Origin of the sequence: Frankia sp. AgB32, assembly GCF_023243045.1 — a bacterium.
Classification (GTDB): domain Bacteria; phylum Actinomycetota; class Actinomycetes; order Frankiales; family Frankiaceae; genus Frankia.
The window spans coordinates 1-7,583 of record NZ_JALKFX010000267.1; the positions used below are offsets into that span (position 1 = coordinate 1).

5 protein-coding genes are annotated in these 7,583 nt (G+C 72.6%); 2 read left to right on the plus strand and 3 right to left on the minus strand.

Annotated elements, in window-relative coordinates; genetic code table 11:
- Positions 1-55 precede the first annotated feature (55 nt).
- Entirely contained in the window at positions 56-2,710 is a 2,655-nt protein-coding gene (locus MXD60_RS28195) for a TIR domain-containing protein (RefSeq protein ID WP_248822732.1), read from the minus strand.
- A 78-nt stretch (positions 2,711-2,788) separates the two neighbouring features.
- Between MXD60_RS28195 and MXD60_RS28200 the strand changes: the two genes are divergently transcribed.
- Complete coding sequence (locus MXD60_RS28200) at positions 2,789-3,328, plus strand: DUF5990 family protein (protein WP_248822733.1); 540 nt, start codon at positions 2,789-2,791, stop codon at positions 3,326-3,328.
- 88 nt (positions 3,329-3,416) lie between these two features.
- Positions 3,417-3,851 carry an SRPBCC family protein gene (locus tag MXD60_RS28205; protein ID WP_248822734.1) on the plus strand — a complete coding sequence of 145 codons (435 nt, stop codon included), beginning with the start codon at positions 3,417-3,419 and terminating at the stop codon, positions 3,849-3,851.
- 13 nt (positions 3,852-3,864) lie between these two features.
- On the opposite strand, the gene MXD60_RS28210 is transcribed toward MXD60_RS28205, so the two are convergent.
- A complete protein-coding gene (locus MXD60_RS28210; protein ID WP_248822735.1) occupies positions 3,865-5,553 on the minus strand; it encodes a phytoene desaturase family protein in 1,689 nt (562 codons plus the stop codon).
- 9 nt (positions 5,554-5,562) lie between these two features.
- Positions 5,563-7,071: a sensor histidine kinase gene (locus MXD60_RS28215; protein WP_248822736.1), complete on the minus strand. Its 1,509-nt coding sequence runs from the start codon at positions 7,069-7,071 to the stop codon at positions 5,563-5,565.
- Positions 7,072-7,583: the final 512 nt, after the last annotated feature.

Consider the following 7,583-nt stretch of genomic DNA (forward strand, 5'->3'; position numbering starts at 1 on the left):
CCGGCTCCACCCGCTCGCACCACGCGCAGCATGACCAGATCCCGGAAAGATCAAACTACGCTTCACGGCATTGGGTCCAGGACGATGGCCTGCCAGTGGTTCGTTCCAGGTATTCGGGGCGGGCCCGGCGGTAGCGGCAGGCATCGAGGGCGTTCTGGTAGAGCTCGCGGACGGCCAGCGCGCGGTTCTCGTAGAGCTGCTCGCCCATGAGCAGTTCCTGGACCTTGTCCTCGGCGAGGCGGAACTGCGCGCCGGCAGAGGTGTAGCAGGGGTGGCCGTCGATCTCGGCGGCGCGCACGCCCTCGGCGGTGGCGTGGGTGGGCAGTCCGGCGAGCGCCGGGATCTCCGCGGTGGCCCGGTGCGCCTCGGCGAGCAGGGCGTCGAGGCCCGAGGTGTGGCGTTCGAGGGCGACCTGCAGCGCCGGATGGCGGCACTGGACCGCCAGGGTGCGGGTGGAGCGGCCGCGGCCCTGCCATTCCGCCCGGCGCAGGGCCGTGCGGACCTCGGCGAGGTCCACCGCGTCGGCGACGCCGAGGTGCTCGACGAGGACGGGTGGCAGCGCGGCGAGCTCCAGGGCCATCTTCTGGCCGATCGCGAGCAGGTAGCCGACAAGGCGCTCCCGCAGTGGCATTTCCTCGCTCGTCGCTGGAGCGACCGTCACCAGGTCCTGTAGCGCTCCAGCCCGCCCGGACTGGTTGAGGAACGTGGCCGTCGCGCGCAGCGCTGTGAGGATCTCCGCGATCCGGTCGGGTCGGAACACCTCGGCGGCGAGGCTTTCCTGGCCGTCGCTGGCGGTCAGGCCGGCGAACAGCTCCCTCAGCACGGCCTCCCACCGGGTGGTCACGTCGGACTCGCACCACTTGTGGGCGAGCCACCAGGACACGGACGTGGCGGAGGTCAGGTCGCCGGCGAGTCGGGCCCGTTCGATCCGACGTCCGATGCGGGGGTGCGTGCCGGTGAAGACGTCGAACTCGGCGCGTGCGGCTCGATCACCGGTCAGCAGGTCCGCTGATGTCGGGTGGGCGGGGGTGGCACGGGCGACGATGATCGTCCACACGGTCTGGTGCAGGTAGGGCCCGGCGACGAGCAGCGCCGCCTCGGCCGGGGACAGCTCCTCGGGCCCGGGCGGCAGCTTGCCGACGAGGAACTCCACCCGGCGGGCCATGCGGCGGGCGAGATCGGGGTCGTGCCAGGGATCGTCCGCCGACACCTGGACCGCACTGTCGTAGGCGCGGCCCAGGTGGTCGACCAGGGCACCGGTGGCGGCTCGAAGGGCGGCGGTGACGGGGCTGTCGGCCGTTCGCTCCCAGGCACAGTGCCGATCGGCAGCGGCCGTCCAGGCGTGCGGAGGGGCATCGGTCGCAGTTCCGTCAAGCGACGGGGGGAAGGGATCGAACCGACGGGGATCACAGGGCGAAAGGGGCCGCAGCAGGCAGCCGCGATCCTCCAGTGAAGCGGCCTGGTTTGGAAGTGCCATCGCGCGGTCGAGGGCCGTGTGCAGGTCCGCGAGGGTGCTCGGCAGCGGGCGGGTGGATAGCACGTCGACCAGCGCACGGCTCAGTGAGGGCCGGGTGGCGAGGTCGCGGGGTTCACCCTCGGATACTTCGGCGCCCTCGGCCGGTCCGCGGTAGAGATAGGCGACGTCGACACCCGGCGCGGCGCCGATGCGGCCCGATCCCCATCCCTCGTCCGTGACCAAAGTGCGGACCTCCGGGTCGTATCCGGTGTTGCCGTCGACCAGGACCAGCACCCGTGCGGCGGCGGTGTGCGCGAGCGGCCCGGAGCAGTCGACGGGCACGCACAGATCCCAGAACGGCTGGTAACCGATGGCGGCATCCGCGGGCACGAGGTAATCCCGGCCGGAGTCCGAGCCCGGTCCGGCACCGTGGACGGCATTCCCGGCGAGGAGAACAAGCAGGGTCGCGCCGGGTGCGGCGCCGCTGAGGAAACCATGGACCGCGGCCTTCACCGCGTTCGTGCCCGACCGGGACCGGTCGTGGATCTCCGTGCGGTACCCGATGGATTCCAGGTGCTCCGCCGCGGTGTCGAGCAGGCCCGAGAGCCAGGGCAGCGCGGGAAGCCGTTCATCCTCGTACGAACCGATGCCGACGAGCAGGGCGTGGAATTCGGCCGGTCGATCCGGTGCCGCGGCGGAGGTGTCCCCGCCGGGACCGGGAAACGCCGGTGAGACGGTGGCATGCGCGGGGGCGTTCCGGCCGAAGCCAGCGGGCAGGCCGGGGAAGAGCGGTTCCTCGGCCGGTTTGGCGCGGCCCGCGATCACCTCCTGGACCCTCGCCAGCAGTTCGCCGCGGGCGCCCTGCTCCGGCATACCGAACAGGTCGAACGAGACGACCTGCCCGAGGAGTCCGGGACGGGCGCAGTCCTCGATCCGTACCGGGATGAGCCGCCGGCGGGCGGATGCCGGATCCGCCGCCACCGCTGCCTGCCATTCCTGGGTGCCGAAAGCCGAGTCCAGGTAGGCGGCGGAGAGCACCGCGAGAGTTCGAGTCGAGTCCTGGATGCCGTTCTGCATCGCCTGCGTCCAGTTGGTGCCGGCCACCATGTCCCAGGCCTGCACCAGGACGCGGTAGCCGTCCGTTTCGAGCTGCCAGGCGATCCATTCCGCCCAGGGACGATCCGCCTGCGTGTACGAGACGAAGAAATCCCAGCGATCAGTGGACCCTGCGGTGTCATTCCCCCCGGCGAACACCCACGAAGTATGACAGCAGGCAGTGTCGGGTTCGGAGCGCACGGCGCCCGTATCCGCATGCACGGTTATCGTCGAGCGGTGACCGGACGCGACCCGCTTCTCGACCTGCGGGGCGACGCTGTCGACGGTGGCCCGGGCCGGATCAGGATCCGGATTGAGGCTGTCGACCTTCCGGGACAGGACTGGGGACCGGGCGGCGAACCGGTCCGCCGCCGGAACATCCACGTCGCGGTCCAGCGACGGAACCGTCCCGAGGCACTACTCGATCCCCAGCGCGCCGACGCGGCCAGCGCTGTCTGGACGTTGTGGGCCGCCGCGGCCCGCACGCCGGACGGTCTGGACGTCACCGGTGCCCACATCCAGGGCCGGCCCGGCGGCCGGTTCATCTATCTGACCTGGGGCACGGTCGACGATGCCGGGGCCTTCGCGATGTTCCGCCGGGCGAAGCTGATGTTCGATGCCGTCGGTCCCGCCATCCTCGATGCCGCCAGCCGGTCCGGCCGTCTCACCGCGCGTCTTGGGCTCAGCGACGCCAGGGGAGGTCCGCTCTGCGCGGCGGTGCGGCCACCCCTGATCGCCTGGAGCGCGGGTGGGGACTTCAGCGACACATCGGACTGAGCCCGCCACGGGGCTCGGCCGGGCCACAGCGGTGCGAAACCGGCAGCGGGGCAGGGGTAATCGAGCTCGGCCTGGTCAGACTGGGTTCATGGCTACTGTGTCGCGGCTAGTCCGGGCTCCGGCGTCCCAGGTGTGGGCCGTGCTGGACAACGGCTGGACCTACAGCCGGTGGGTGGTGGGCACGGGCGCGATCCGGGCGGTGGACCCGCAGTTTCCCGAGCCGGGTGCGCGGCTGCACTACCAGATCGGCCGCTGGCCGCTGGTGAAGAAGGGCGTCACGACGAGCCTGCGGCACGACTCGCCGGCGGAGGTCGAGCTGGAGGCGGAGGGCTGGCCGCTCGGCACGGCCCACATCACCCTCGCCGTCTCCGAGCGGGACGGCGGCACCCTTGTCGCGATCACCGAGCATCCGAACCGGGGCCTTGCCCGTACGCTGCACAACCCGGTCCTCGACCGGATGATCTGGCTGCGCAACGTCGAAACCCTGCGCCGTCTCGACAAGGCCGTGCTCGGCCGACCCTGATCGCCGCCGCGGGTCACTCGACGTAGATCCGGGCGTGGGCGGTCCGGGTCACCGCGCGGCGCACCGGTCCCAGCGCGCCGGCGGTGCGCAGCGCCACCCGCGCCGCCATCGCACCCGGCCCACCGTGCACACCGCCGCCGGGGTGCGCCGACATCGACGCCAGGTACAGGCCGGCCACCGGTGTCTCCGGTCGGCCCAGGCCCGGGACGGGGCGGAAGACGAGCTGCTGGTGCAGGCCGGCGGTGCCGCCGCCCAGGGCGCCGCGGTGCAGGGCGGTGTTCGCCGCCTCGATGGCCAGCGGGGACTGGATCTCGCGGCCCACGACCAGGTCACGGAAGCCCGGGGCGTAGCGCTCGATCTTCCGTTCGGCCCGCTCCACCAGCGCGGCGACGTCCGCGGCGGCCCACTGGCCGGTGATGCCCTGGCCGCCGGCGTCGCCGCGCGGCGCCTGCGGCACGTGGAAGTAGGCCCAGGCGCTCTCGGTGCCGGCGGGTGAGCGGGTGGGGTCCGCGGTGGTCATCTGCCCGAGGATGAGAAAGGGATCGGCCGGCACCTGCTGGCAGGCGAGCTGTGCCGACATCAGGGTCAGGTCGTCCATGGTGCCGCCGAGGTGGACGGTGCCGGCGCCGGCGCACCGCGCGTCCGACCAGGGGATCGGCGCGGACAGCGCCCAGTTGATCTTCACGGTCGAGTTGTCCCACTGGAACCGGTCGAGATCGGCCAGCAGCCGGGCGGGCAGCTGGTCGGCGGCGACGAGATGGCGGTAGAGCGTCACGGCGTCGACGTCCGCGATGACCGCGCGCCGCGCCCCCAGCGTCGTCCCGTCGACGAGGCGCACCCCGCGTGCCCGGCCGGCGCGGACGAGCACGTCGGCGACGGCGGCACGGGTGCGTAGCTGCCCGCCGCGGTCGTGCAGCCGGCGCACGAGGGCGGTGGTGAGCTGACCGGCCCCGCCTCGGGGCACGGGAAAGCCGACGTCCTGGCCGAGCATCGCCAGCAGCCAGCCGAACAGCGCCGACCCGGCGGCCTCCGGGGCCAGGTCGGTGTGCAGGGCGTTGCCCGCGAGCAGCAGCCCGGCGCCGTCGCCGGCGAACTCCTCGTCGGCGAAGCGGCGCACCGGCAGCAGCGCGAACCGCGTGAACCGCAGCGTCCCCGCCACCCCCCTCCCGCGAACGAGCCGGGCGCCCGCGCGCACCGGCGGGAACGGCGTCGCCACCAGCGCCTCGACGAGGGGCTCCCGGATCCGCTGCCACCGGTCGGCCTGGGCGTGCCACGCCCCCGCGTCCGCCGGGGCGAACTCGGCGAGCGAGCGAGCCGTGACGTCCAGATCCGTGGACAGCACGGCGCACCGCCCGTCCGGCAGTGGATGGGCGAGTACCTGCGGCGCCCACGCCCAGCGCAGCCCGCTGGCCTCCAGGTCGAGCGCGCGCAGCACCGGCGATGCGGCGGCCAGCGGGTAGAAGGCGCTGAACAGGTCGGTGACATACCCGGGCCGCACCGTCTCGCCCGACCGGCAGGCTCCCCCGGCCTCGTCCGCCGCCTCGCAGACGACGACGTCCCAGCCGGCGTCCGCGAGGATGTTCGCCGCCACCAGCCCGTTGACCCCGGCCCCGATCACCACCGCGTCGGCCGTCCCACCCCGGGGCCGGGCGGGTCCCGGGCGTGCGGCGTGGCCACCGGGCGCGACGTCGGGTCTGTCCATGGCCGCTGCCTACCCACTCCGGTCGGACTGAGTCGCGGGATCGGCGGGGGCTGTGGGATCGGCGGCGGGCAGGGTGAACGTCACGCGGGTGCCGACGGCGTGCTCCGGGTCGAGCGCGATCCGGCCGCCGTGATATTCGACGATCTTCTTGCAGAGGGCGAGACCTATTCCGGTACCGGGATACTCCGCGCGGCTGTGCAGCCGCTGAAAGATGACGAAGATGACGTCACGGTACTGCGGTTCGATGCCGATGCCATTGTCGGTCACGCTGACACGCCATTCATCGCCATCCCGCCGCGCGCTCACGTGGACCGCCGGCCGGCGGTCGGGGTGACGGAACTTGATGGCATTTCCGAGCAGGTTCGTCAGCAGTATTTCCAGATGCGACGGATGCCCGATGACGGACGGCAACGGCTCGTGGGTAAGTTCCGCGTCGGAGTCCTCGTAGGTCGCCGCGACGCGGCCGTAGACCGCTTCCAGATCGACGTTTTCCGGTGGCTGTTCCGCGCGGCCCGCGCGGGAGAAACCAAGCAGATCCTGGATGAGTTTCTGCATGCGCGTGGCGCCGTCAACGATGAAGGCGATGTACTGGTCGGCGCGGTCGTCGAGTTCACCACCGTAACGGCGTTGCAGCAGCTGGCAGAAACTCGTGACCTTACGAAGTGGTTCCTGCAGGTCGTGGGAGGCGACATAGGCGAACTGCTCGAGGTCGGTGTTGGACCGGCGTAGCTCCTCGGCCTGGCGGTCCAGCTCGCGGCGACCCGACTCGGAGGTCTTCAGTGCCTCCGTGAGGCGACTGCGCATCAGCTCGACGCTCAGCGCCACGGTCTGGATGTCCGCCGGTCCGCTGACCCTGATGGGACGGTCGAAGTCGTCGGCGGCGACCCGGCCGGCGTCCTGGGCCAGGCGTCCCAGCGGACCGGACACCGCGCGCCGCAGACCGACGAACACCAGCACCGCGCCAGCCAGGATCACCGCGGCGATCGCCGCGAAGGTCCAGTTCCGCTGGGCGCGGACGTGGCTCAGGTCCGCGCGCGCCTGGCCCCGGGACGTGGCGAGCTCGGCCTGCAACGAGGTGCTCGCGGTGCGCAGCGCGTCGAACGCGGTCTTGCCCGCGCTGGCCCGCGCCGTCGCGAACGACACCGGCCCACCCGCCGGGGCGGCCGCGACCGGGTCCGCGTAGACCTCGTGCCAGTGGGCCGCCCGGGTGAGCACGACGTCGAGGGCGGCCAGCGCGGCGCCCTGTCCCGCCAGCAGCCGACGGAGCTCGCTGACGTCGCGCGCCTGGTCGGTGCCGCCCAGGCGGTAGGGCTCGAGGAACTCGACCCGGCCCGTCATCCCGTAGCCGCGGATACCCGTCTCCTGGTTCACCAGGGCCGCGTCCAGCCGCACCGCGGCGATCAGTGCCGGCGTGCTGCGGTCGACCAGGCGCTGGTTGACCGCCGTGCCGTGCGCCAACAGCCACGCGCCGAGGGCACCCAGCGCGACCAGAACCGTCAGGGTGCCGCCGACTCCCACGGTCAACCAGCGCGACGTCGTCCACCCGGTGGCCGGCGACGGTGCCGGCGCGAGCGGGTGCGTCGCTGGCTCCGGGTGCGTCGCTGGCTCGAGGTCGCCTGATCCGGCCGGTCGCGGCACCCGTCACTCCTGTTCCGCCGGCGCCCGGCTTCTCCGCCCGCGACGGGGTGGCGACGGACCTGGCGCGTCCCTGACTCGCCCCTGCCGGTCGGCCGGGCTCCGGACCTGGACGCGCAGCCAGATCCGCCGCCGCCGTCGTGGCGGGCGTGCCGTGACGATATCCGTATCCGCCGCCGAATCCGCGCCCGCCGGTTCGTCACGGCGGGCCGACGCGGGCGGCGAGTTCACCGACCCGACAGTCTCGCTGCGGCGCCTCGCGGCGGAAACCTGACGCGGCGAGAGCTATCGGTCAGGCATTTGTGGCCATGCGGTGAGGTAAACATTCACCTGGTTTAGTGATCTTGCTGTAGGTGAGGGTTCGTGGGCGTGGTTGTGGGCCGCTCCGGGCGTGG